Origin of the sequence: Burkholderia sp. SIMBA_062 (assembly GCF_046534765.1) — a bacterium.
Taxonomy (GTDB): domain Bacteria; phylum Pseudomonadota; class Gammaproteobacteria; order Burkholderiales; family Burkholderiaceae; genus Burkholderia; species Burkholderia ambifaria.
The window spans coordinates 1-261 of the sequence record NZ_JAWRYD010000370.1; the positions used below are offsets into that span (position 1 = coordinate 1).

The following is a 261-nucleotide window of genomic DNA, read 5'->3' on the forward strand; positions in this document are numbered from 1 at the left end:
CTGCAACCACGTTCGACTCCGCAGTCGGGCAGCCGGTCAGCATCAAGTGCACAGCCCAGGAGCAAGGCAAGCTGTTCGTCGAAGCTGTCTCACAGCGTGACAAGGATACCGCGCGGCTGATGGCCACCTACGCTTCCCAGCGTGTCGGTTCCAAGGCCGCTGCGGACCAAGCAACCCTGGCCATGCACCGCGATACCTATTGCACCGTGTCCGAGGCCAGGCAGGGTATGTGCTCACTCAATGCCAACGGCATGCAGGGGT

At 62.5% G+C, this 261-nt stretch carries 1 pseudogene; it reads left to right on the top strand.

From position 1 onward, the window contains the following. Positions 1-261 (top strand): annotated as a pseudogene (locus SB786_RS36725) (hypothetical protein); the annotation flags it as partial.